Annotated in this window: 20 protein-coding genes; 17 read left to right on the top strand and 3 right to left on the bottom strand. The window is 65.7% G+C overall.

Annotated elements, in window-relative coordinates:
• Window positions 1-1,248: AAA family ATPase (locus ACP15I_RS20825; RefSeq protein ID WP_424976525.1), on the bottom strand; the 1,248-nt coding region annotated here is incomplete at its 3' end.
• Between the two features lie 444 nt (window positions 1,249-1,692).
• Between ACP15I_RS20825 and ACP15I_RS20830 the strand changes: the two genes are divergently transcribed.
• From ACP15I_RS20830 to ACP15I_RS20885, 12 genes are all read left to right on the top strand, one after another.
• Entirely contained in the window at window positions 1,693-2,670 is a 978-nt protein-coding gene (locus tag ACP15I_RS20830; protein WP_424976526.1) for a replication initiator protein A, read from the top strand.
• 166 nt (window positions 2,671-2,836) lie between these two features.
• On the top strand, window positions 2,837-3,391 hold the full coding sequence (rfbC, locus tag ACP15I_RS20835; RefSeq protein ID WP_424968590.1) for a dTDP-4-dehydrorhamnose 3,5-epimerase: 555 nt from the start codon (window positions 2,837-2,839) through the stop codon (window positions 3,389-3,391).
• Window positions 3,392-3,394: 3 nt separating this feature from the next.
• Window positions 3,395-4,435, top strand: coding sequence for a dTDP-glucose 4,6-dehydratase (rfbB, locus tag ACP15I_RS20840; RefSeq protein WP_424976527.1), 1,041 nt, complete (start codon window positions 3,395-3,397; stop codon window positions 4,433-4,435).
• A 12-nt stretch (window positions 4,436-4,447) separates the two neighbouring features.
• Window positions 4,448-5,176 (top strand): sulfotransferase family 2 domain-containing protein, encoded by a 729-nt coding sequence (locus ACP15I_RS20845; protein ID WP_424968588.1) that lies wholly within the window; start codon window positions 4,448-4,450, stop codon window positions 5,174-5,176.
• Window positions 5,176-6,249 carry an acyltransferase family protein gene (locus tag ACP15I_RS20850; RefSeq protein WP_424968587.1) on the top strand — a complete coding sequence of 358 codons (1,074 nt, stop codon included), beginning with the start codon at window positions 5,176-5,178 and terminating at the stop codon, window positions 6,247-6,249. Before ACP15I_RS20845 ends, ACP15I_RS20850 begins: the two co-directional genes overlap by 1 nt.
• The gene (rfbD, locus tag ACP15I_RS20855; RefSeq protein WP_424976528.1) at window positions 6,246-7,106 is read left to right on the top strand and encodes a dTDP-4-dehydrorhamnose reductase; all 861 of its coding nucleotides are present in this window, start codon (window positions 6,246-6,248) and stop codon (window positions 7,104-7,106) included. The genes ACP15I_RS20850 and rfbD overlap by 4 nt, the downstream gene beginning before the upstream one ends.
• A 43-nt stretch (window positions 7,107-7,149) precedes the next feature.
• Window positions 7,150-7,983, top strand: a complete 834-nt coding sequence (locus tag ACP15I_RS20860; RefSeq protein ID WP_424976529.1) for a sulfotransferase family 2 domain-containing protein — start codon at window positions 7,150-7,152, stop codon at window positions 7,981-7,983.
• Between the two features lie 31 nt (window positions 7,984-8,014).
• Window positions 8,015-8,881: a glucose-1-phosphate thymidylyltransferase RfbA gene (gene rfbA, locus ACP15I_RS20865; protein WP_424968584.1), complete on the top strand. Its 867-nt coding sequence runs from the start codon at window positions 8,015-8,017 to the stop codon at window positions 8,879-8,881.
• A 142-nt stretch (window positions 8,882-9,023) separates the two neighbouring features.
• Complete coding sequence (locus ACP15I_RS20870) at window positions 9,024-9,887, top strand: NAD-dependent epimerase/dehydratase family protein (protein WP_424976531.1); 864 nt, start codon at window positions 9,024-9,026, stop codon at window positions 9,885-9,887.
• Window positions 9,884-10,495, top strand: coding sequence for a sugar transferase (locus ACP15I_RS20875; RefSeq protein WP_424976532.1), 612 nt, complete (start codon window positions 9,884-9,886; stop codon window positions 10,493-10,495). The genes ACP15I_RS20870 and ACP15I_RS20875 overlap by 4 nt, the downstream gene beginning before the upstream one ends.
• Window positions 10,496-10,692: 197 nt before the next feature.
• The gene (locus tag ACP15I_RS20880) at window positions 10,693-13,335 is read left to right on the top strand and encodes a glycosyltransferase (RefSeq protein WP_424976533.1); all 2,643 of its coding nucleotides are present in this window, start codon (window positions 10,693-10,695) and stop codon (window positions 13,333-13,335) included.
• Entirely contained in the window at window positions 13,332-14,108 is a 777-nt protein-coding gene (locus ACP15I_RS20885; protein WP_424968579.1) for a sulfotransferase family 2 domain-containing protein, read from the top strand. Before ACP15I_RS20880 ends, ACP15I_RS20885 begins: the two co-directional genes overlap by 4 nt.
• 13 nt (window positions 14,109-14,121) lie before the next feature.
• Here the strand turns inward: ACP15I_RS20885 and ACP15I_RS20890 are convergent, their stop codons facing one another.
• Complete coding sequence (locus ACP15I_RS20890) at window positions 14,122-14,610, bottom strand: glycosyltransferase (protein ID WP_424976534.1); 489 nt, start codon at window positions 14,608-14,610, stop codon at window positions 14,122-14,124.
• Window positions 14,607-15,056 carry a UDP-N-acetylglucosamine--LPS N-acetylglucosamine transferase gene (locus tag ACP15I_RS20895; RefSeq protein ID WP_424976535.1) on the bottom strand — a complete coding sequence of 150 codons (450 nt, stop codon included), beginning with the start codon at window positions 15,054-15,056 and terminating at the stop codon, window positions 14,607-14,609. Before ACP15I_RS20895 ends, ACP15I_RS20890 begins: the two co-directional genes overlap by 4 nt.
• Window positions 15,057-15,955: 899 nt before the next feature.
• Here ACP15I_RS20895 and ACP15I_RS20900 point away from each other — a divergent pair.
• The 5 genes from ACP15I_RS20900 to ACP15I_RS20920 all read left to right on the top strand — a co-directional run bounded on the left by ACP15I_RS20900 (window position 15,956) and on the right by ACP15I_RS20920 (window position 23,518).
• Complete coding sequence (locus tag ACP15I_RS20900; protein ID WP_424976536.1) at window positions 15,956-18,949, top strand: LamG-like jellyroll fold domain-containing protein; 2,994 nt, start codon at window positions 15,956-15,958, stop codon at window positions 18,947-18,949.
• A gap of 183 nt (window positions 18,950-19,132) precedes the next feature.
• Entirely contained in the window at window positions 19,133-20,890 is a 1,758-nt protein-coding gene (locus ACP15I_RS20905) for a GMC oxidoreductase (protein ID WP_424976537.1), read from the top strand.
• The gene (locus tag ACP15I_RS20910) at window positions 20,883-21,845 is read left to right on the top strand and encodes an aldo/keto reductase (RefSeq protein WP_424976538.1); all 963 of its coding nucleotides are present in this window, start codon (window positions 20,883-20,885) and stop codon (window positions 21,843-21,845) included. The genes ACP15I_RS20905 and ACP15I_RS20910 overlap by 8 nt, the downstream gene beginning before the upstream one ends.
• Window positions 21,846-21,902: 57 nt before the next feature.
• On the top strand, window positions 21,903-22,907 hold the full coding sequence (locus ACP15I_RS20915) for a glycosyltransferase family 2 protein (RefSeq protein ID WP_424976539.1): 1,005 nt from the start codon (window positions 21,903-21,905) through the stop codon (window positions 22,905-22,907).
• Entirely contained in the window at window positions 22,904-23,518 is a 615-nt protein-coding gene (locus ACP15I_RS20920; RefSeq protein ID WP_424976540.1) for an acyltransferase, read from the top strand. Before ACP15I_RS20915 ends, ACP15I_RS20920 begins: the two co-directional genes overlap by 4 nt.
• The last annotated feature ends 7 nt before the right edge of the window (window positions 23,519-23,525 follow it).

Here is a 23,525-nt window from a genome sequence, read left to right on the forward strand (position 1 = left end):
GATGCCCGAGACCTGCTCGCCGGCCTGCCCGATCAGCGCGGTGAAATCCTGCCGGTGGGGGCTGAGGGTTCGCCCGAGATAGGCCTGCATCAGCCCGGCCAGTTCGGCCTGCTGAGCGCCGTCATAGCGGGTCACCACCGCGCGGACCGCATCCCATTCAAAGGCCAGCTCCTCGCGCCCCAGCGCCCGGGCGGCCATGTTCTCCCCCTCCTCGATGGAGTGAAAGGTCGAGTGCAGCATGTCAAAGAACCGCCCCGTGCTGTCAAACTCCAAAAAGGAGGCCCCCATGGGCACAAGCAGGATGTCCGAGGCCGCGAGCCCGTTGATCGTGAGATAGCCGAGCGCTGGGGGCGTATCGATGAAGACGAGGTCATAGGCGTCGAGGATCCCGTCCGCCTCAAGGCTTTCGGTGAGCGCATCCCAGAGCTTCCAGGAGCGCGCCTGCATCCGCCAGACGGGGATCTGGAACTCGGCCCAATAGAGGTTCAGCTGCGCGCCGATCAGGTCGATATTGGGCCAATGGGTGGGCTGGATCAGGCTCTGCGCCGTGACGTCCAGCGCGTCCCCGAGGGTCTCATCCAGCGGAATGGGCGCTTCGTTGCGGTCTAGCCGGCGCTGGTTCTCGGTCCGCAGATGCCGCGCATAATGGCGGGCGAGGAGGGGAAAGACCGTGGCCCATTCATCGGCCACCTGCCCGCCGAAGATCGATGTCATGGAGCCCTGGCTATCCAGATCGAGCACCAGCACCTTGTAGCCGTCCAGGGCGGCGGACATGGCCAGATGGGCACAGGTGGAGGTCTTGCCGACCCCGCCCTTGAAATTCGCCACCGCCACGAGTTTCGCAGGCAGGCCTTCGGGGCGGTAGGGGCGGTACTCCTTGGCCTTCGATCCCCCCTCGGCAAAGAACGCCCGCAGGCGCAGCACCTCATCGAGGGTGAACCATTTCGCGCCACCGGCCGTTTCGCTGCGCCCTTGGGGCAGGTCCGGGTTCTGTTTCAACACGCGCCGGAAATGGGCCTGGGCCACGGGGATCAGGTATTTGGTGATCTCCCAGGTGGAAAAGAGGCGCAGCTCTTTCTGGCCCGCCTCGTTGAGCCCGCGCGAGGCGAGATCCGACCGTCCGCGGGCGCAGGCCTCTGCGATGGCGGCAAAGCCCGCACTGTCTGTGGGCGGACCCAGATCCGACAAAGCCGCATCGGGGTCGATGTTGAAATAGGGGGGCTGCTGCTCTGCGAGGTCTTTGGCCATGAAAACCGCCTCATGTGTTGTGTTTTTCTAAATATACTCAAAAACACCGCACATGGAAGGAAAAGCGGAACCCCACCTTCATTTTCTTAGCAAATTCCGGGGTTTCCGGCCCGTACTAGCATGGGATCTCGGGGCGGAGAGATTTTTTCTGCTTGTTAGAGTAGTGTTATATATGTGTTAAGCGAATGGGCGATTTTCGGAAGCCCTTTTGTTTTCAGGCTTTTTTGCTCTTCATTTTGTCCCGCCCGACTCTGAACCCCCGATAAAGCGACTCTGATCCCACGCTCTTGCGACTCCGAACCCCCGATGCCAGCGGTTGCGCGGCGCTGTGGATAACCCTAGCGTGGTGTCAATAAAACCACGATAAATCTGAGTCGAGCAGTGACATCAGACCTGACAGCCTCACGCAGCCTCTCCCGGGGAGGGCTCGCGCCGGATCGATATTTGCAGGCGGATTTCTTCGTCTGCGATATCCTTGACGCGATCCCCAAGGATGATCTGGCGACCATGGAACATCCGGTCTTCTCGCTGGCCACCCGGCCGGACCGGCGGGTGCTCAGCTATGCCCATAACGGGGTCGAGATCGAGGTGACGCCGAGCGTCAAAGGGTTGGCCACGATCCATGACAAGGACATCCTGATCTTCTGCATCAGCCAGCTTATGGCGGCGCTGAATGCGGGGCAGGCGGTGAGCCGCACGCTCCAGATCAAGGCCCATGACCTGTTGGTGGCGACCAATCGCGAGACCTCGGGCGATGCCTATCGGCGCTTGCGCGAGGCGTTCGAGCGACTGGCGGGCACGCGGATCACCACCAATATGGCGACCGGCGGTCAGGAGATCACCCGGGGCTTCGGTCTGATCGAGAGCTGGGAGATCGTGCGCAAGGCCCGGGGTGGGCGCATGGTCTCGGTCAGCGTGACGCTGTCGGAGTGGCTCTTCAACGCGGTGGTCTCGAAATCGGTTCTGACGCTGAGCCGCGATTACTTTCGGCTCCGCAAACCGCTGGAGCGGCGGATCTATGAGCTGGCGCGCAAGCATTGCGGGCGGCAGGCGCGCTGGGTGGCCTCGGTGGATCTGCTCTTGAAGAAATCCGGCTCGGCCAGCCCGCGCCGGGTCTTTCGCAAGATGCTGCGGGACATGATCGCCGCCGATCACCTGCCCGACTACGAGATGGCCGAGCTGCCCGGGGACAAGATCGCCTTTTCCCTGCGCGGCGGGCTGGTGGAGGAGGCGGGCCCGACCCTGCCGCCCCTAGCCGCCGAGACCCTCGACGAGGCCCGCGCCCTGGCGCCGGGCTGGGATGTCTATGCGCTGGAGGCCGATTGGCGCGCCTATTGGGTTGGTTCGGGTCGCCCGCGCCTGCGCAGTGCCGACAAGGCATTCCTGGGCTTTGTGCGCGCGCGGATGGTCCAGGAGAGCTAGCCGGACCGGGCCGCAGGCCCCGGATCTGTTGTGCAACTGCGGCATATCGCGAGAACCGGGGCGTTTCGCGTGCGGTCGCAGTGACTCCCCTTGGGGCGATTGGTATATTCCGCGGCGACCGGAGGGTAAGCCTCTGTTTTAAATTCACTATTTTACGAGGTTCCCGGTGAAGATCGAAGACACCCCCTTGCCCGGTGTGAAAATCCTGACCCCGGCGCGGTTCGGGGACGACCGTGGGTTCTTTTCCGAAAGCTACTCTCGGCGGGTTCTGGCCGATCATGGCATCACGCTGGATTTCGTGCAGGACAACCACTCCATGTCCGCACAGGTCGGCACCGTGCGGGGCCTGCATTTCCAGTCGCCCCCCCATGCCCAGGACAAGCTGGTGCGCTGCGGGCGCGGGCGTCTGTTCGATGTGGCGGTGGATATCCGCAAGGGATCGCCCAGCTATGGCCAGTGGTTCGGCACCGAGCTGAGCTTTGACAATGGGCGGCAATTGCTGGTGCCGGCGGGCTTCCTGCATGGCTTTGTCACCCGCGAGCCCGATACAGAGATTGTTTACAAGTGTTCGGACTATTATGCGCCCGATTGCGATGGCGCGGTCCATTGGGACAGCTGCGGCATCGACTGGGCCTTTGACGGAGAGCCGGTCATCTCGCCCAAGGATGCGGCCGCCCCGGCGCTCGCCGATTTCGACAGCCCGTTTGAGTATGAGGGATAAGCGATGAAACTTCTGGTGACCGGGGGCGCGGGCTTCATTGGCTCGGCGGTGGTGCGGCAGGCGATCCGCGAGGGCCACAGCGTGGTCAATCTCGACGCGCTGACCTATGCGGCCTGTCTCGACAATGTAGCCTCTGTCTCGAACGCGCCGGGTTATGCGTTCGAGCAGGTGGATATCCGCGACCGGGCCGAGCTGGACCGGGTCTTTGCCACCCACAAGCCCGATGCGGTGATGCATCTGGCCGCGGAATCCCATGTGGACCGCTCGATCGACGGTCCGGGGGATTTCATCGAGACCAATATCACCGGCACCTACCAGCTGCTGGAGGCCGCGCGCAGCTATTGGACCGCCCAGGGCAAGCCCGAGGATTTCCGCTTTCACCATATCTCCACCGATGAGGTGTTCGGCTCCCTGGGGGCCACGGGACAGTTCACCGAAGAGACCCCTTACGATCCGCGCAGCCCCTATTCGGCCTCCAAGGCCGCGTCGGACCATCTGGTGCGCGCCTGGCACGAGACTTACGGCCTGCCCGTGGTCATGACCAACTGCTCGAACAATTACGGCCCCTTCCATTTCCCGGAAAAGCTGATCCCGGTGATCATCCTCAAGGCGCTGGCCGGTGAGCCCCTGCCGATCTATGGCGATGGCTCCAATGTGCGGGACTGGCTCTATGTCGAAGACCATGCCGATGCCCTGCTGACCGTGGTGCAGAAGGGCGAGCTGGGCCGGTCCTACAATATCGGCGGCGAGAACGAGCGCACCAATCTGGAGCTGGTGCAGACGCTCTGCGAGATCCTGGATGAGCTGCGCCCGGGGCCCAAGCCCTATGCCGAGCAGATCACCTTTGTCACCGACCGCCCGGGCCATGACGCGCGCTATGCGATCGACCCGACAAGGATCGCGACCGAGCTGGGCTGGCGGCCTTCGGTGACCGTGGAACAGGGCCTGCGCAAGACCGTGGAATGGTATCTCGACAACGAGGCCTGGTGGCGCGCCCTGCAGGATCGCGACGGTGTCGGCGCCCGGCTGGGTGTAAAGGCCTGAGGGGGCGGGGCGGTGCCGTTCTTCCGCCTGCGCCAGCAGCTGATCTATTTCGCCCATGTGCCGAAATGCGCGGGCACCTCGGTCGAGGCCTATCTGCAGCGCCGCTTCGGCGCGCTCGCCTTTCGCGATCAGCGCCATTACCGCGACCCCGGTCCGCGCTGGACCGTGACCTCGCCCCAGCATGTGACCGCCGCCGATCTGGAGCGGCTGATCCCGGTGAAATACTTTGCCGCGCGCTTCACGGTGCTGCGCCATCCGGTGCCCCGCCTGGTCAGCGTGTTCCGGTTCCAGCGCGACTGGGAGCAGCGGATCCCGCCCCGCACCCGGTTCAGCGCCTGGCTCGAGGATCTGCGCGCGGGGGGCGGACCGACCCTCCATGCCTTTGACAACCATACCTTGCCCATGAGCGCCTTTGTCCCCGAGGGCACGGATGTGTTCCGGCTCGAGGAGGGGCTGGCCCCCGTGGTGACCTGGCTCGACGGTCTGCAGGGGGAGGAACAGGCCCCCCGCGAGATGCCGGTGATCAACACCCATGGCGGGCTGATGGCCAAGCGCGGCAGCCGGCCGGCCCCGGTGGCGGTGTCCCCCGCGGATCGCGAGATGATCGCCGAGATCTATGCCGAGGATTTCACCCGCTTCGGCTATGACCCGGCGAGCCTGCCCCTGGAGCAGCCCCGGACCGAGCAGCCCCTGCCGCCCAAGCCCAAGCCTGCCGCGCCCCCAACCCAGGAGACGCTCTGATGATCGGTCTGCGCGATGCCCCCCGTCTTGAGACGCGGTCCCGGGGGCGGGACAACCATTTCAACCTGATCCGGATGTTCGCGGCCTCGGGTGTCCTGATCTCCCATGCCTATCCCATCGCCTGGGGCCCCGGCGCCGAGCAGCCGCTGTCCAGATGGTTGGACATGACCCTGGGCACTGTCTGCGTCTATATCTTCTTTGCGATCTCCGGGTTCTTCATCGCCAAGAGCTTTGACCGGGGGCAGAGCCGGGTGCGTTTTCTCGAGGCGCGGGCCCTGCGGCTCTTTCCGGCGCTGATCACCGTATTGGTGCTGACCGTGCTGGTGGCGGGTCTGTTTCTGACCACGGCCCCGGCGGGGGTCTATTGGGCCGATGTGCCGGGCTACCTGATCCGCAACCTGACCCTGGTGAGCCTGGATTACGACCTGCCGGGCGTGTTCGAAACCGTGCCTTACGGGCCGCCGATCAACGGTTCGCTCTGGACGCTGTTTTACGAGGTGGTCTGCTATGCCGGGGTGTTCCTGGCGGGTGTGCTGGGCGTGCTGAGGGCACCGCGGCTCTTTGCCGGGGCCTTTGCGCTGGTGGTGCTGGCCTGTGTCGCGGCGCCCTATCTGCCCTTGCACAGCAAGCTGGCCTCGCTGGCCAACCTGGCGCTGCCCTTTGCCATTGGCACGGCCATGTATGTCTGGCGGGCGCAGATCCCGATGCATTGGAGCGTCACGCTGGGTCTGGTGGTGCTGGCGGCTCTGGCCCATGGCAGCGCGGCCTTTGCGCCGCTCTTCGTGCTGGCCCTGTCCTATGGGGTGCTGTGGCTCGGACTGGCCGAGATGCCGGCGCTGCTGGCCTATAACCGGCTCGGGGATTATTCCTACGGTATCTATATCTATGCCTTCCCGCTGCAGCAGCTTGCGGCCTCCATGGGGGCGGTCACCCCGCTCGGCAACATGGCCGTGGCCTTCCCCCTGACCCTGATCTGCGCCGTGCTCTCGTGGCATCTGGTGGAAAAACCGGCCCTGCGGCTGGTGCGGCCGAGCCGGCCGGCGGATGCGGCTCTGAAAAAGGTGAACTCATGACGATACTTGTTTTCGGAGAGACCGGGCAGGTGGCCCGGGAATTGGCGGCCCGCGCGCCGCAGGCGGTCTGTCTCGGGCGCGAGGCAGCGGATCTGTCGGACCCGGCGGCCTGTGCGGCGGCCCTGCGTGCGGCCAATCCATCCGTGGTGATCAATGCCGCCGCCTATACGGCTGTGGACAAGGCCGAAGAGGAAGAGGATCTCGCCACCACCATCAATGGCGCGGCCCCCGGGGCCATGGCGGCGGCTGCGGCCGAGCTGGGCGTGCCCTTCGTGCATATCTCGACCGATTACGTATTCGATGGTGCGGGGACTGCGCCCTTTGCCCCCGACGCAGCCGTGGCCCCGCTCGGGGCCTATGGCCGCTCGAAACTGGCGGGCGAAGAGGCCGTGCGCGCCGCGGGCGGGACCCATGCGATCCTGCGCACCTCCTGGGTGGTCTCGGCCCATGGCAACAATTTCGTCAAGACCATGCTGCGGCTCGGGGCCGAGCGGGACGCGCTGACCATCGTCGCCGATCAGGTGGGCGGGCCCACTGCGGCGGGTGATATCGCGGCAGCCTGTCTGGCCATTGCCGAGCAGCTGATCGCCGATCCGGGCAAATCCGGGACCTATCATTTCTCCGGCGCGCCGGATGTGAGCTGGGCCGATTTCGCGCGCGAGATCTTTGGTCAGGCCGGACTGACCTGCGCGGTCACCGATATCCCCTCGGCGGCCTATCCGACCCCCGCCAAGCGGCCCTTCAACTCGCGCATGGACTGTTCCAGCCTCGAGACCACCTTCGGCATTGCCCGGCCCGACTGGGCCGAGAGCCTGAGCGGGATCCTCAGTGATCTCGGGGTGACGCCGCAGCCATGACGCCCCTGTCTCTGCACCGTCTGGCCCTGTTGGAGGCCCGCCCATGAGCGCCCCGACTGGCGATCCCGGGGCCTCGCCGCGCCTGTTGCGCCATGCCCGCGGCCAGCTTGTGACCCTGTCCAAGAACGGCCCCCATGTGACGGCGGCGACCCAGGCGCTGGTTCATTACCCCACGGGCGCTGTCTATAGCTTCATTCCCAAGAATGCCTGCTCGACCCTGCGCTACAGTCTGGCGCTGGCCAATGGCTGCATCGCGGGGCCCGAGGACTGGGCCTGGATCCATCCCAATAACGGCACCTTCCGGGCCTCCCTGCGGGAGCTGGTGACCGCGCCCTATACATTCGTGGTGCTGCGCTGCCCCTATGCCCGGCTGGCCTCGGTGTTTCTCGACAAGATCGTCGGACGCTACCCGGATTTCTGGGGGCTGCACCGGATCACCGGGGACAGGCTTGATCCGGAAAAGACCACCTTCCGGCAATTCGTCACCACCCTGGCCAAGTACAAGGCCCTGACCAAGAACATCCATTGGCAGCCCCAGAGCGATTTCCTGGTCTATGAGCGCTATGACGATGTCTTCGCGCTTGAGCAGTTCGCCTCGGCCATCGAGACATTGGCCGCCCGCGGCATCGCCGTGGCCGATGCCCGGCCCCTGACCAAGCATGGCACCAGCCATCTGACCCCCGAAGACGGCGCCTTTGCCGATGCGCCGATCCATCGGCTGGCCAGCCTGAAGCGGCAGGGCAAGGTGCCCGCCCATCGCGCGCTCTATGATGAGGCGCTGGTGGCGCGAGTGGCGCGGCTCTATGCCGAGGATATCGATCTCTATGCACGCTGGTGCCGGGCGGAGGATATGCTCTTCCTGCCGGCGGCGGGCTGATGTTTTCCCTTATGAAGAGGCTGTTTTTTCCATGACACAACGCAAAGGCATCATTCTGGCCGGGGGCTCTGGGACGCGGCTCTACCCGATCACGATCGGGGTGTCGAAGCAGCTTCTGCCGATCTATGACAAGCCGATGATCTATTACCCGATCAGCGTGCTGATGCTGGCCGGGATCCGCGAAATCGCGATCATCACCACCCCGCAGGATCAGGAGCAGTTCCAGCGCACCCTGGGCGATGGCAGCCAATGGGGCGTGAGCTTCACCTATATCGTGCAGCCTTCGCCCGATGGTCTGGCCCAGGCGTATATCCTGGCCGAGGAGTTTCTCGCCGGGGCACCCTCGGCCATGGTGCTGGGGGACAATATCTTCTTCGGGCATGGGTTGCCGGACCTGATGGCCAGCGCGTCCGATGAGGGTGGGACCGTCTTCGGCTATCACGTGGCCGATCCGGAACGCTACGGGGTTGTGGCCTTTGACGCGGCCGGATCCGTGAAAGAGATCATCGAGAAACCCGAGGTGCCGCCCTCGAATTACGCGGTGACGGGGCTCTATTTCCTCGATGGTTCCGCGCCGGAGCGCGCCCGGGCCGTCACGCCCAGCGACCGGGGCGAGCTGGAGATCACGACCTTGCTGGAGATGTATCTCGGCGAGGGGCTGTTGAACGTCAAACGCATGGGGCGGGGCTATGCCTGGCTCGATACCGGGACCCATGGCAGCCTGCTCGATGCCGGGAATTTCGTGCGCACCCTGGAGCGGCGGCAAGGCTTGCAGACCGGCAGCCCCGATGAGATCGCCTATGATCAGGGCTGGATCACGGCGGCCGAGCTGCAGGCAAGGGCCGACAAGTTCCGCAAGAACAATTACGGGGAATACCTCGCTGATCTGTTGAAATAGGCAGGCCTGTGGTGTGCGCCGGGCGGGGGTCTGGCCGCGCGCCCGTGGTGGGGGCGGGAGCCTCCGGCGGGGATATTTACAGACTTAAGTTTGGTCCGGGGGCGTCAGCGCCGCCGGGCAGAGCTGCGGGGGAGGGCGGATCATGGTGCGGGTGCTGGTTCTGGGCGCGACCGGGCGGCTGGGCGGTATGCTGCGCCGGTACTGGGTATCGCCTGAGATAGAGCCGCTTTGGCAGGCCCGGCAGGGGCGTGGTCCGGGCGCGGGCGACTGGGTTGTGTTTGATCCGCGCACGGATCCTCTGGCCCTGGCCGAGGCCTGCGCGGCGGTGGATGTGGTGCTGGATCTCGCCGGTCCGGTGCCGGGGCCTGGGCGCGCGGTCAGCAGCTTTGCGGCGATCCCGCCTCTGGTGCGGGCAGTGGCCCATGGGGTGCGGGTGGCCGGGGGCCGGCCGCTCCTCTGGGCCTCGTCGGCGGCTGTTTACGGGGCGCGGGCGCGATGTGGTGAGGATGATCCCCTGGCGCCCTTGAGCGATTATGGCCGGGCCAAGCAGGCAGGCGAGGCGGCCTTGGCCGGGGTGCCCGGGGCCTGTGCGTTGCGGATTGGCAATGTGGCCGGCGCCGATGCGCTCTTGTCCGGGGTCCATCCCGGGGTGGCGGTGACGCTGGACCGGTTTGCCGATGGCACGACCCCGCTGCGCAGTTATCTGGGGCCGAAAACCCTTGCAGAGACCCTGTTTCAGTTGGTGATCCGGGCGGCGGAGGCCCCTTTGCCACCGGTTTTGAACCTGAGCGGACCGGGGCCGGGCGTGGCCATGGGGGATCTGCTTGAGGCGGCGGGGATCTGGTGGCAGCCGCGCCCGGCGCCCGAAGCAGCCTTGCCCGAGGTGGTGCTGGACACCGCGCGCCTGACCGCGCTGGTGCCCCTGCCGCCCGAGGCCGGGACCGCGCGGCGGATCGTGGCGGAATGGCGGGCGGATCAGGCCGCCCTGGGGGAGGGCCGGCCATGACCCCGGGCAAGCGGATCCTTGATATCGGACTGGCGCTGATCCTCGTGCTGGTGCTGGGCCCGGTGATTGCGGGGCTGGCGCTCTGGCTGCGCCTCAGCCAGGGCGCGCCGGTCTTCTATGCCTCCGAACGGATGACCACGCCGGAGCGGGGGTTCACCCTGTGGAAGTTCCGCACCATGACCGTGGCGGCGCGCGACAGTGGGGTGTCCGGCGGGGACAAGGCCGCGCGGATCACCCCCGCCGGGCGCTGGTTGCGGCGCAGCCGGCTCGACGAGCTGCCCCAGCTCTGGAACATCCTGCGCGGAGATCTGAGCTTTGTCGGCCCGCGCCCGCCCCTGCGCGAATATGTTGAGCGGTTTCCCGAGACCTATGCCCGGGTCCTGCAAAGCCGCCCCGGGGTCACAGGGCTGGCGACGCTGGTCTACCACACCCATGAAGAGCGGCTGCTGGCGCGCTGTGCCGATGCGGCTGAGACCGATGCGGTCTATGCCCGGGCCTGCGTGCCGCGCAAGGCGCGCCTCGATCTGATCTATGCGGCCCATCGTTCGGTCTGTTTCGATCTGGTGCTGATCGGGCGGACGGCGGCGCGGGTGCTGGGCCGGGGCTAGGGGGCTGCGCATCATCCGGGGGGCGGGTTGAAAACAGGACACAGGCCAAAAAATGCCGCGTTGCGGCAGGCTCGCTCATGGACAGCTTGGACCCTGCCGGGTACACCGCATGGTGCGAGAGGGCCAGATCAGGACGCGGCGCTTTTTTCGATCACGAACAAGACGGGATTTTACCTGTGCTCAAGCGCCTCCAAGGCTTGTTTCATCGTTATGCTGACCGGCATCTGACCCTGGACTGTCCCGGCTTCGCGCTGGAGCCCGCCGGGGGTGAGATCCCGCTCGGACATGTGGACCGGGTCGAGGTCCGGGGCAATCGTGTGCATGTCCTGGGCTGGAGCACCGCGGACCGGGTCACCCTGTCCTGGGAGGGCGGGCAGGACAGCCGTCAGCCCCATATCCCGCGCGAAGATGTGGCCAATGCCCTGGGGTTGAACCGCTATACGGGCTTTGTGCTTGAGGCGCCGCTCCATGCCTTTCCCTTCACCCTGCAGCTCCATGCCCATGGCGCGGCCCAGACACCGCAGCCCGTGGCGACCCTGACCCTTGCGGCGCTGCGCGGGGCCCGGGCACGTCTGCGGCGGCAGTTCGTGTCGGTTCTGGCGCGGCTCAGCCCGACCATTCTGGGCTATGCCCTGCACCGCGATCCCGGACGGCGGGACCAGATCAAGCGCGGGCTCGGGCTTGAGGCCGTGCCCCAGGCCGGGCCCATGGAAACCGCGCTCTTCACCTTTGTCGAGGGCGACACGGTCAGCTATCCGACCGATGTCCCGATCACCGTCATCATGCCGGTCTATAACGCGTTCGAGCTGACCCAGGCGGCGCTGGAGCGGGTGGCGACCCATACGGATCTGCCCTGGCATGCGGTGGTGATCGAGGATTGCTCCACCGATCCGGCGGTCCGGCCCTGGCTGCGGGACTGGGCGGCCGCCCAGAACGCCGCCCATCCCGGGCGGGTCACCTTGCTCGAGAACGAGACCAATCGCGGCTTTATCGGCAGCGTGAACCGGGGCTTTGCCGCCGCCCTCGAGCGCGGGGATCATGTGGTCCTGCTCAATTCCGATGCGCTGGTGCCCGCGGGCTGGGCCAGTCGCCTGATCCGCCCGATGATCGTCCATGAGAACGTGGCCACGGTCACCCCCATGTCCAATGATGCCGAGATCTTCTCGGCGCCGGTGATGTGCGTGCGCAGTGTGCTCGCCCCGGGCGAGGCCGATGCGGTGGACCGCGTCGCCCAGAGTTTCCACCCGGAGGCGACCCTCTCGGTGGCACCCACGGGGGTCGGGTTCTGCATGGCCATGCATATCGACTGGCTGCGCAAGGTGCCCACGCTCGATCCGGTCTTTGGCCGTGGATATGGCGAAGAGGTCGACTGGTGCCAGAAGGTGCGCGCGCTGGGGGCGCGGCATCTGGGGCTGCCGGGGCTCTATGTGGAGCATCGCGGCGGCGAGAGCTTTGGCTCGGCCGAGAAGATCAAGCTGGTGCTGAACAACAACCAGATCGTCTCCCATCGCTATCCGACCTATGACCGCGAGGTGCAGAGCTTCATCGCGGCCGATCCGCTGATCACCCCGCGGGTGGCGCTGGCGGCGGCCCTTCTGGCGGAGCGGGCCCGGGAGGCCGGTGTCGCGGTGCCGATCTATCTCGCCCATTCCCTTGGCGGCGGGGCGGATGACTATCTCGAGATCCGGATCAAGGCCGCGCTGCCCGAGACCCGGGGCGCGGTGATCCTGCGCGTGGGCGGGCCGCAGCGCTGGCAGGTCGAGGTGATCACCGAAACCGGGCGGGTGTCCGGGGGCACCGATGACTTCGACTTCGTCAAGACCCTGCTGGCCCCGATCGGCGCGCGGCGGATCGTCTATTCCTGCGGGGTCGGGGACCCGGATCCGGCGGATCTGCCCGATTGCCTGCTGGCGCTGCGTCGCGACGCGCCCGGGGCGGACGGGCCCGCCGATGAGGTCGAGGTCCTGTTCCACGATTTCTTTGCGCTCAGCCCCTCCTATTGCCTGCTCGACACGGATGGGGCCTATCGCGGCCTGCCCGATGGCGAGACCGAGGATGAGGCCCATCAGTTCATCCGCCCCGATGGCAGCCGGATCCAGCTCTCGGGCTGGCGCGCGGCCTGGGGACCGCTGCTGGAGGCGGCGGACCAGGTGACGGTCTTCTCCGAGGACAGCCGGGATCATGTGCTGCAGGTCTATCCGTCCGTGGCCGAAAATCTGCGGATCCAGCCCCATGACTTGCTGACCGAGATGCCGGTGCTGCCACAGCCCGCCCCGGATGCCCGTCAGGTGATCGGGGTGCTGGGCAATATCGGGTTCCAGAAGGGCGCCCAGGTGGTGCAGGATCTCGCCCGGCATCTGGAGCGTGGTGGCGCGCATCCGGCGGGCAATGGCGCGGACGGCCCGGCGCCGGACAGTGCCGATCCCGCCCGGATCGGTCTGGTTCTGATCGGCAATATCGACCCGGCTTACGGCCTGCCCGCCTCGGCCCCGGTCCATGGCACCTACCGCATCGCCGAGCTCGACCAGCTGGCGGCGAAATACGGGATCACCTGCTGGCTGATCCCCTCGATCTGGCCCGAGACGTTTTCCTACACGACCCATGAGGCGCTCGCGACCGGCCTGCCGGTCTTTGCCTTCCATCTGGGAGCCCAGGGCACGGCGGTGGCCCGGGCCGAGAATGGCCATCTGATCCATTTCGACCCCGATGCCCCCCTGGCGGAGATCGTCCTCGACACGGTGCAGAGCGTGCTGATCCCGGGCGCCGATCCGGCAGAGACCGACGCGCCCGCACCCGCCGCGGAGGACGCGGCAGAAGATGGTGTCGCGATCTCCAGATGACGCTCAGCCCGGAACGTCCCCTGGTCTTTCTGCATATTCCCAAAACCGCGGGACAGACCATCCACGAGGCGCTGGCCTGTCTCCTGCCCCCCGAGGCGATCTCGCCCGTGCGTCTGCACAGCCAGGTCGCCCCGGGCGCGGCACAGATGCCGCCGGGCTACAGTCTCTATTCCGGGCATCTGGACTGGACGGGGCTCGAGACCCTGCCAGAGGGCCGCTTTGCTTTCACGGTGCTGCGCGATCCGTTCGAACGGCTGGCCTCCTACTACCTCTATGTCCTCAAGCGCGCCCAGGCCCGGGCCGATGAGGTGCTCGAACAGCCCAGCCCGCCGCATCTGCGCGGGTTGCGGCGGATCCTGACCGTCTCGGCGGAAGAGTATTTCTTTGGCGGGGATGCTGAGTGGCAGGCCTTCATCCGGGCCCATTACGACAATTTCTACACCAGCTATTTCGCCACGCGCCGGATGCTTGGCTGGGATGCGGTGCAGGCGATGGACGAAGACAGCGCCGTCGATGCGGCCCTGGCCAATGTGCCCCGGCTGAGCCGGATCTACTCGATCCGCGATCTCGGCGCGCTGGAGACGGATCTGGCGGAGCGCGGCCTGACGGTCTCGGTCACGGATAAGTTCCGCCGGGTCTCCGAAGGCGCGTTGGAGGATCGCCGCTGGCCGATCCTGACCGACCGCTTCGACAGCGATGCGGGGATCCGGCGGCTGGAGACCTTTGCCCTGCGCGACGAGCTCTTCCTGTCGGAACTGGGCCTGCGGGTCTGACCGGGCAGGGAGGCTAGCTGCCTTCGGTGATGAAGCGGCGCAACCGACCCACAAGGGCGACCTTTTCGGGGCTGTCCTGTGCGGCCTCGGGGGCAGGCAGGTCCTGGGCCAGAAGGGGCGCGATTTCCTTGGCGGTCCAGGCGATATGCACCCCGGAAAGACGCGCGACCTCCCGGGCGGTGGCCATCTGGTGGTCGTTGCGATGCTCGCCCAGCTCATGGCGCCGGGGCAGCAGGATCACCGGCTTGCCATGGCGGCGCGCCGAGAGAACCGTGCCCATCCCCGCATGGCCCACCACCACCCGCGCCTCGGCAAAGCAGCGGTCGAACTCGGCCGGGGCCAGATGGGTGCGGATGTCGAGACTGCCCCAATTGGCAGCCTCTTCTGGGGAATGGGGGCCGGCCTGGGCGATCACCGGCTCGGAGAGATCACCGGCCAGGGCGGCCATGGCATCGATGAGGCGCAGAAAGGGCAGCTGGGTCCCGACGGTCACAAAAATCACAGGATTGACCCCGCATGCTCGGCCCCGGCGGCCTCGGCCACATGGGGCCATTGGCTGAGCCAGAGATCGGCAAAGCGCCGGGCGACCTTGCCGGACATGGACATCTCTTCGGCATTGGCCACGCTGTCGAGCCAGATGGTGCGCGCGCCCACGAGCTTGCCGAGCGCCAGGGCGATCACCCCGGGCAGGGCCCCGGTGGACAGCACCACCTTGGGCCGGAACTTCAGCAACAGCCGCAACAGCGCCCAGGAACAGGCCAGGATCGCCCGCTTGTCATCGCGGTTGCAGTCCGGGACGATCTCGAACGGGGTCGCGTCGAACCGCTGGGGCAGGTCGTCCATGGTGGTCACATGGAGCACGTCCTGATCGGCCCAGGCCGCGCGCACCTCCATCAATTGCTGCCAATGCCCCCCACCGGAGGCGATCACCAGAATACGGGATGTCATGGAATGGCTCTCTTTCCGGGCAAACGAGGCGGAGACAAGGTGGTTCTATCGGAGCTGGCGGACAGGCGGTGCGCGCCTCGGCCGGAGCCGGGAGTGTGCGCGGAAACCCGCTCGGATCCCTCAGGCGGGTTTGTTAAAGGAAGTTCCCTGTGTCAGGTCAAGCCCTATCGGCGGGTTTCGGCCCCGCCTATCGCCTTTGCTGGCAAGGACATGCGCGAACGTGACCCTGCCTAAATTGGTGAATTGTGCGTTGCCTTGCGGACGGCGTACTGAGGAACGGACACGGCTTCGTCGCCCGAGGTGCAGGCGCGAAGATCGTGAAGTGAAAGGACACACGTGCACGATCCCCGACCCGGCCTCCCGCCGCAATTCAGACACATTATCGCTTCGCTCTGTACCGGACTGCCGCAAAGCTCCGATTGGATTTGTGTCGCAACTTGGCAGAAATCGGGCCGGGACAGTCATTTTGTCACACGGGTGCCCCCCCAGAAATTTGTTTCATATGCTGCAACTGCAGCACATGATGCTGCATGTGCAATACCGGCTTGGAACACCGCGTGCGCACCTGCTTTGTCCTTGAGAAGAAAGGAAGGATTTCCGATCTTCCCTGAAACTCTCGAACCCTGCCTGCCTACCTGCGAACCCTGAAAATCCCCCCCAAAAAAAGAAATGCGCATATACTATCAATTTACTTGAGAAGTACGAGTGTAATTGAGTGATAGGTCTTGATCGGACCGCTTTTCTGCCAAGAATGTGATACGATTAAAACCGAAAATGACTCCAGGAATTGATACATCATAAAGGGTGCTTCGTGCGCTCTGATGTTCCCATGCGCAATGGAGCCAAAAATGCCCACCTCAGTAATAACAGTAACAAACTCACAAGAATTGGCTGTTGCGATGAGCACCTTGGCCAAGGAAGGTGGCGGCATCATCCAAGTCGAAGCTTCGGACGATCCATATGCCATCAGTCGCTATAAAGGGGGCACGCCGGACGGCGAAATTGTCATCACAGCCGCGGACCCCGATAATCCCCCGGTTTTTGAGCAAGTCAAGCTCATCCAATCCCAGAACCTTACCTTTTCGGGACTGACCTTCAACAGCGTTGAGTCCGATCTGTCAGGCAAGGATCTGGAGATCCTGGACAGCTCGAACATCACTTTCGAGAACAACGTCTTCGTCAATTCCGCCAATGGCTATTACGACGGTTCAGACCCCAACATCTCGCAGGGGGAATCCTTTGCCCTGGTGCGGGACAGTGACGACTTTACCTTTGTTGGGAACCAAGTTTCCAACTACTATCAAGGCCTTGCCATCATCGACAGTGTGGGATCCGAGATCATCGGAAACACCTTCTCGGAACTCTCCGGGGATGGGGTGCGCCTGTCCGGCGTGCAGGATACCCTGATCGAGGGCAACACGTTCAACGCCTTTTACGGCACCAGCCAGGACATCAACCATTCGGACATGATTCAGGTCTGGTCCGCAGGTTATAACACCCTCAATACCGAAGATCTTGTCATTCGTGGCAATTTCCTCAATAGCGCTGGCGGCGCCGCAACCCAATCCATCCTCATCCTTAATGAGACCTTTCCAGATTCGGGCGTGAAATACAAGAACATTACTGTCGAAGATAATGTTATTTACAATGGCCATATCCATGGCGTGACCATTGAATATGCAGATGGCGTGAATGTAAGCAATAACACCCTCCTGTGGAATGCCGGGGCGGCCATGCTGTCCACGCCGACCGCGGAACCGGAATCAAATCCGCCGCAAATTCGGCTTTCCGGAGTTGAGAATGGCATTGTCAGCGAAAATATCACCCATGGGATCGTAAGTGGAAACAATATCGACTCTCGCAACGTGATTGTTGATTTTGAAAACCCCGCATTGGATAACTATGTCGGCCAGAACTTCGTAAACGCATTTGACGGCGGCGATGTCGATTTGCGCGATTTGGCCCTGCGCCCGACCAGTGAGTGGGCCGGGGAATACGGCGCTGCGGCAACGCAGCCAAATGTGCAGACCGGGCCGGTCACCGCGGTGATCTCGCAGGAGCATGCCACGGGGAATTTCGGCACCGTTCTCTACAGTGCCGCATTCTCCTTCGGGCCCGAGGGGCTGCTGCCCGAGGATGACACGGCCTATGTCTGGACCTTCTCGGACGGCACGATCCTGCAGGGTTTGGAAGTTGTTCACAGTTTTGACGATCCGGGGGTGCAGGAGGTCACATTGACCGTCTCCACGCCCTCCGGCTCCAACAGTGTGACACGCAGCACATTGGTCGAGGCGGACACGCTGGTCTCTCTCGATTTCGATGGGGCGATCGCGGATTCCAGCACCTATGGCACGACGATCACCGAGATCGGAGACACAGCCTCCGTTGCCGGGGTCGACGGGAATGGCTACCAGCTGACCGGGACCAACAAGCTGCAGCTCGACCGGGAGAACGAGCACCTGCACAGCATGGCGACCTTCACCATCGGGATCTCGCTGAAGCGCGATCCGGGTGGGGATGCCGGGACGTTCCTGCACATGCACAACACGTTGAATGCCAGCATCACCGACAAGGGGGCTGTCGCGCTGACCCTGCGCACGTCGGACGGCTCCTTCACGCTCGAGACCATTCCGGGCCTCGTGGAGCAGGGCACCTGGCATGACATCGTCTTCACCTTTGGCGAGAAGGATGGCGGTCTGCGGATCTATGTGGATGGCACGCTGGCCGCGCAGACCGATGCCACCGGGATCATCGCGCCGACCGGGACGTTGCATGACCTCGTGATCGGCAATTCCTGGAATGACAGTCTTCAGGGGACGGTGGACAATTTCAGCCTGACCAAGTCTGTCCGGACCGATTTCCCGGTGGTCGATCCCCCCGAAGGCGAAGAGACCGGTGGGGGCGGCAGCGGCAGTGGTAGTGGCGGCGGCGTGGACTGGCCCGAGCCGGACGGCAATACCCTGCTCGAGCTCAGCTTCGAGGACGGGATCATCGACGAGAGCGGCACCGACACGTCGCTGCGCACGGTCTCGAAGACCGGCGAGGTTCTGACCGACGGGCTGCGCGGCCAGGGTTTCGAACTCGACGGGTCCAACAAGCTGGTCATCAACCGCACGGAGACCCAGTTCCACGATCTCGAGGCCTATTCGATCGCCTTCTCCCTGCAGACCCCCGAGAATGGGGATGATGGTGTGTTCCTGCATATGCATGGCGGTCTCAGCCTGCAGGTGCTCGAGTCCGGCGCTCTGGTGCTCAACATGAATACCACCGATGGCAAATACGCCATCACCACGGAGCCCGGTGTGCTCAACGATATGGACTGGCAGCGGATCGTCATTGTCTATGACGGGACGCCGGGCGGGCAGGGGCTCGAGCTGCATGTGGACGGGTTCCTCGTCGGGCAGGCCAGCGCCACGGGCGCGCTTCTGTCCACGGGCCGGCACAGCCTGCTGTTCGGCAATACCTGGAAAGACAGCGCCGAAGCATTGGTCGACGATATCCTCATCCTGGATGAGGCCATGACCCGGAGCGAAGTCGCGGTGGATTACATCATCATGGCGGAAACCGAGGCGGCGATGCTGGCGGCCGGTGGCGAGGCCGAGGACGCGCAGCCCCTGACGCTCATCTCCGATGATCTGGTGTCCCCGGACGTGAATGTGGATGTGGACATGGAGTCAGATACAGACCTGGCTGTCGATGCCGCCATGAGTGCGCGCATGGTCTCCGAGGAAGAGCCTGCGAATACGGATCTGATGATGGCACTGGCCCTGAAACTCCTGCAGAATCGCCTGTCGGACGCGCAAGAGGATCAGCCGGCCCAGACCGCAGAGCCGGATCCGGCGGACGATCTGTTTTCAACCCTGCCTGTGGATAGCATGATCTTTGATATCTGACGCGGAACATGGACGGCCGGGTGTTTGCGCGACGCCCAGAATTTCAGCTTTGTGCCGGCCCGTACTGTCCCCAGCATTGCCTTGGGGCAGGCGGGCCGGTCCTGCGTCACACTGGAGTGTTGCAGGACCGCAAGGCCATGTCTTAGACCGCAAGCAGACTGCCCGGTCACAGGAGACCGCCTGATGCTGCTCGCCTCCCCCGATCTTGAGACCCTCACCGCGACCGCCTGGGATGTCACGGTGATCGGCGCCGGACCCGTGGGGCTGAACCTGGCCTGCGCGCTGGCGGATAAGGGCCAGCGGGTGCTCGTGCTGGAAAGCGGCGAGAAGGGCCCGACCGACGCGGCGCAGGATCTGGCCGCCGATGCGCTGCATACGCCGGACACCCATTACACCCCCGAGATCACCGTGGCCCGGCGTCTGGGCGGGGCGTCGAACCTCTGGGGGGGGCGCTGCGTGCCCTTTGACGGGATCGATTTCGCGCCGCGCCCCTGGATCGAGGATCTGCCGGACTGGCCTGTCACCGAGACCGATCTGGCCCCCTATCTCGCCCCGGCCTGCGCGGCCCTGGGTGCGGGAGAGGCGGTGTTCCACGATCCGGTGCCGGGTCTGGACGCCAACCCGCCGGGGTTCGAGACCGACCGGCTGGAGCGCTGGACCAATCAACCCCGGGCCCAGGTCGTGCATCAGGACCGGATCGAGACCGACCCGAACCTCGTGGTGGCCCTGGGTGTCACCGTGACCGGGATGGATCACGGCGCCGAGGAGGGGGTCACGGCCCTGCATCTGTGGAGCCCGGGCTGGCCTGCCCGGTCCGAGACCCCGACACTGCCCGTGCGCCAGGTGGTGCTGGCGGCGGGGGGCAATGCCTCGACCCGGTTGCTGCTCGCCCTGCAGGCGGAGACCCCGGCGCTCTTTGGCGGCCCCGATGGCCCGCTGGGGCGCTATTACATGGGGCATGTGAACGGTCAGATCGCGGATATCGTCTTCGAGAATGATGCGCTCCATGACGCGATGAATTTCTACGTGGATGCCCATGGCTCCTATGTGCGCCGCCGCATCACCCCCACCGAGACCACCCAGAAGGACCATGCCCTGGCCAATGTGGCCTTCTGGCCCGTGGTGCCCGAGATCTCCCAGGCCGAGCATCGCTCGGGGCCCTTGTCGGCCGTGTTCCTGGCGCTCAGCCTGCCCGGGCTCGGCTCCCGGCTGATCGCCGAGCCGATCCGGCTCAAGCATATGGGGCCCAAGCCCTGGACGCGCGGACCCCATCTGCGCAACGTGCTGGGCGATCTGCTGCGCACGGCAAGCTTCGTGCCCTGGTTCCTGTGGAACCGCCATGTGGCGCGGCACCGGATCCCCGGGTTCTTTCTGGAGAACCCCGGCAAGCGCTATGGGCTGGAATTCCATTCCGAGCATCTGCCCGGCGCCGAGAGCCGCCTGACCCTGTCGGAGGCCCGGGATGCCAGCGGTCTGCGGCGGCTGGAGATCGATTTCCGCTTCTCCGAGCGGGATGTGGAGACTGTGCTGCGGGCCCATGATGCGCTGGACGCGGCATTGACCGCCTCCGGGCTCGGACGGCTGGTCTATCGCTATGAAGGGGCTGCACGGGCCGAGGGTGTGCTGGTCGAGGCGCGCCATGGCAACCATCAGGTGGGCACGATCCGCATGGGATCCGATCCCCGCCATGCCGTGGTCGATGGCTGGGGCACGAGTTTCGATCTGCCGAACCTGCATGTGGCCTCCACCGCGATCCTGCCGACCTCGTCCCAGGCGAATCCGACCCTTGCGGCCCTGCAGTTGGGCCTGCGCCTGGTGGACAAGCTGACCGGGCAGACCCCGGCAGTGGGGGCCCCGGGGACGGGAACGGCGCGGGAGGCACGCCCCGAGGCAGCCCCCGAAACGGCACCCGAGACGGCACCGGAGACATCCCATGCGTGACGTGACCCTGCCCGGGCTGGGGGCATCGACCAGCTGTCTCGGATTTGGCTGTGCCTCGCTCGGCTCCCGGGTCTCGCCCGCCCAGTCGGCCAGGGCTCTGGCCCGCGCCCGCGACGCGGGCATCCGCTGGTTCGATATCGCCCCCGCCTATGGGGCGGGGGAGGCCGAGAGCCTGCTGGGCCGGTTCCTGCGCGAGAGCGGCGGGCGCGAGACGGTTCAGATCTGCACCAAGGTTGGCCTCGTCCCACCGGCCCAGAGCCCGGCCAAACGCCTGATCCGCAGCGCCCTGCGCCCGGTGGTGGCGGTGGCGCGTCCCTTGCGGGCCGCGATCCGGCGCAGCGGGGCCACCTCGAACAGATCCATCCCCCTGACGCCCGAGCTGCTGCAAAGCTCGCTGGAGCGCAGTCTGACCCGGCTCGGCACGGACCGGGTCGAGGTCTATGCCCTGCATAACGCCGATCCGGCGGATCTGGCCCGGGACGAGATCCTGCGCGCGCTCGAGGATCTGCTGGCCAGCGGCAAGGCCCGCGCCATTGCCGTGGCCGGGCAGGAAGAGGCCGCCCGTGCCGCCCTCGCCCAGGGCGCCCCGTTCGGGGTGATCCAGCTCGCCCAGCCCCTCGGCGCTGGTGCCGCGGATCTGGCTCGGCAGGCCGCCGATCAGGGCATGGGCAGCGTGACCCATTCGGTCTTTGGCGTGGCCGGTCAACTGGCCGCCCTGACCGGGCGGCTGAAATCCGACCGGGCCCTGCAAACCCGTCTGGCCGAGGCCGGCTATGACGGCGCGCCCGAGGATGCGGCCTCGGCCCTGTTGATGGCGCGGGCCCTTGCGGCCAATGCCGAGGGCGTTGTGCTGGCTTCCATGGCGTCCGAGCGCAGCCTGAGCCGCAATCTCTCCGCCGCCGCCCGGCCGCTCGATCCCGCAGCTATCGCGCTTTGCGCCGAGATCGGCGTGTGATGTGATGGGACGCGCGCAGCCCGCCTTCCCCTTTCCTCCGGCCTTCAGGAGCGTTTCATGGTGACAGCAGCCCCCCCCAGCCCGGATCTGGCCGCAGAGGCGCCCGCGCCCTTGGCCGCCGCAGAGCCCGCAGAAGCCGAGCTCACGATCATCGTGGTCAGCTACAACACCCGTGAGCTGACCCTGGCCTGTCTCGAGACGCTTTATGCCAACACGAAGGACACCCGGTTTCACACGGTGGTCTATGACAATGCCTCCTCCGATGGCTCTGCCGAGGCGGTGGCCGAACACTTTCCGCAGGTGGAGCTGATCGCCTCGCAGGACAATCTCGGCTTTGCCAAGGCCAATAACGTGGTTGCGGCCACGGCCCGGACCGAGTGGCTCTTGCTGCTCAACCCCGATACCGAGGTCCATCCCGGGGCGATCGATGCGCTTTTGGCCTTTGCCAAGGCCAACCCCGGCGCGGGGATCACCGGCGGGCGCACGGTCTTTCCCGATGGCAGCCTGAACATCGCGTCCTGCTGGATGCGCATCACCCCCTGGTCGGCCTTCTGCATGGCGGTGGGGCTGACGGCGGCCTTCCGCGGCTCGGCCCTGTTCAACCCCGAAGGTATGGGCAGCTGGCAGCGCGACAGCGTGCGCGAGGTCGATATCGTGGTGGGCTGCCTGCTGATGATCCGCCGGGAGCTCTGGGAAGAGCTGGGCGGGTTCGACCTGAAGTATTTCATGTATGGCGAAGAGGCCGATCTCTGCCTGCGCGCGGCCAAGAAGGGTTATCAGCCGATGATCACCCCCGATGCGCAGATCATGCATCTGGTGGGCGCCTCCTCGGGCCGGGTGGCCGACAAGGTGGTGATGGTCGCGAAATCCCGGGTCAGCCTGATCCGCGATCACTGGTCCCCGGGCATGGTGCCCCTGGGCATCGGGCTGATGTGGCTCTGGGGGGCGGTGCGGGTCAGCGCCGCGCAGATCATCGCCCTGACCGGCAAGACCGGCCCGCGCGAGAAATGGCGCAGCATCTGGGCCCGGCGCAAGGAATGGCTGGCGGGGTATGCCGCATGAGCCCCGAGACACCGCCGCCCGCTGGCTCCGTTCCGGCCCCCGCCCACAAGGAACGGCTGACCAAACCGCAAAAGCTGATGCGGCTGCTGGGCGGTGTGCTCGACCCGCGGGCCTGGGCGCATCTGCTGAAGATCGTGAATTACTACAACTACACCCATGTGCAGCCCCTGCGGAAAGTCACCCGGGGGCCGGGGGTGAATATCAGCCCCACGGCAGCCTTTTCGAACCCCGAGCGGATCGAGATCGGGGCCCGGGTCAATATCGGCGCGGGCTGCGTGATCTGGGCGGGCCCGAGCAGCGGGCGGATCCGGATCGGCGATGACGTGCTGTTCGGGCCCGAGGTGATGCTGACGGCGGCGAGCTATCGCTATGAGGATGGCCATCCGGTGACCCAGCAGGCCATGGATGAGGCCGATATCGAGATCGGGCGCGATGTCTGGATCGGCACACGGGCGGTGATCCTGCCCGGCGCGCGGATCGGCGATGGGGCGATCATCGGGGCCCATGCGGTGGTGCGCGGCGAGGTTCCGGCCATGGGCATCGCCGTGGGCAGCCCGGCCCGGGTGGTGTCCTCGCGCAAGATGAACCCGGACGCCGCGCCGCTCGACTGAGCGCGCG

The organism is Dinoroseobacter sp. S124A, from assembly GCF_049801015.1.
In the GTDB taxonomy this organism is placed as follows: Bacteria; Pseudomonadota; Alphaproteobacteria; order Rhodobacterales; family Rhodobacteraceae; genus Dinoroseobacter.

Coding starts and splice junctions, on each gene's coding strand:
- rfbB (WP_424976527.1), top strand. CDS start 3,395: ATGAAACTTCTGGTGACCGGGGGCGCGGGCTTCATTGGCTCGGCGGTG.
- ACP15I_RS20895 (WP_424976535.1), bottom strand. CDS start 15,056: ATGACATCCCGTATTCTGGTGATCGCCTCCGGTGGGGGGCATTGGCAG.
- ACP15I_RS20910 (WP_424976538.1), top strand. CDS start 20,883: ATGCGTGACGTGACCCTGCCCGGGCTGGGGGCATCGACCAGCTGTCTC.
- ACP15I_RS20860 (WP_424976529.1), top strand. CDS start 7,150: ATGAGCGCCCCGACTGGCGATCCCGGGGCCTCGCCGCGCCTGTTGCGC.
- ACP15I_RS20875 (WP_424976532.1), top strand. CDS start 9,884: ATGACCCCGGGCAAGCGGATCCTTGATATCGGACTGGCGCTGATCCTC.
- ACP15I_RS20850 (WP_424968587.1), top strand. CDS start 5,176: ATGATCGGTCTGCGCGATGCCCCCCGTCTTGAGACGCGGTCCCGGGGG.
- rfbA (WP_424968584.1), top strand. CDS start 8,015: ATGACACAACGCAAAGGCATCATTCTGGCCGGGGGCTCTGGGACGCGG.
- ACP15I_RS20870 (WP_424976531.1), top strand. CDS start 9,024: ATGGTGCGGGTGCTGGTTCTGGGCGCGACCGGGCGGCTGGGCGGTATG.
- ACP15I_RS20905 (WP_424976537.1), top strand. CDS start 19,133: ATGCTGCTCGCCTCCCCCGATCTTGAGACCCTCACCGCGACCGCCTGG.
- ACP15I_RS20885 (WP_424968579.1), top strand. CDS start 13,332: ATGACGCTCAGCCCGGAACGTCCCCTGGTCTTTCTGCATATTCCCAAA.
- ACP15I_RS20920 (WP_424976540.1), top strand. CDS start 22,904: ATGAGCCCCGAGACACCGCCGCCCGCTGGCTCCGTTCCGGCCCCCGCC.
- ACP15I_RS20900 (WP_424976536.1), top strand. CDS start 15,956: ATGAGCACCTTGGCCAAGGAAGGTGGCGGCATCATCCAAGTCGAAGCT.
- ACP15I_RS20915 (WP_424976539.1), top strand. CDS start 21,903: ATGGTGACAGCAGCCCCCCCCAGCCCGGATCTGGCCGCAGAGGCGCCC.
- rfbD (WP_424976528.1), top strand. CDS start 6,246: ATGACGATACTTGTTTTCGGAGAGACCGGGCAGGTGGCCCGGGAATTG.